We start from the raw sequence: 405 nt of genomic DNA, 5'->3' as shown, positions 1-405 counted from the left end.
CGGCCCTCGGCCTCGCGGTTCTTCTGCTTCTCGGCCTCGATGCGACGCTCCTCGTCGGCCGCGGCCTTCGCCTCAGCCTCCAGCTCAGCTTTGGCCTCGGCGATCCTTTCGATCCGCTTCTGCTTGTCGGCGACCCAGTCGGGCAACTCGTCGCCACGCTTGTTGCCGTGCAGCTTGTCGTCTTCAGCATCCGCGGCCTCGGCGGCGGCCAGCCAGCGATCGACCTCGGCCTGCAACTCGGATTGGCGCTTCTTCATCCGCTCGTAGCTCATCGCCTTGTGTTTGGAGGCATTCGCCTTGATCTTGGTGCCATCGAGCGCGACATGCCCGAGCCGCACCAACCCGGCCTTCTCGGCGAGCCTCAACACCTGCACGAACAGCCCGGCCAAGTGTTTGAGGTGCCGC

At 65.7% G+C, this 405-nt stretch carries 1 pseudogene; it reads right to left on the bottom strand.

Features of this window, described 5'->3' with window-relative positions:
• Positions 1-405: pseudogene (locus CWO89_RS45280) on the bottom strand (hypothetical protein); the annotation flags it as partial.

This window comes from Bradyrhizobium sp. Leo170 (assembly GCF_004296405.1).
Classification (GTDB): Bacteria; Pseudomonadota; Alphaproteobacteria; order Rhizobiales; family Xanthobacteraceae; genus Bradyrhizobium.
Note: the sequence above shows the minus strand (reverse complement) of the source record. Positions and strands in the feature narration are given on the sequence as shown.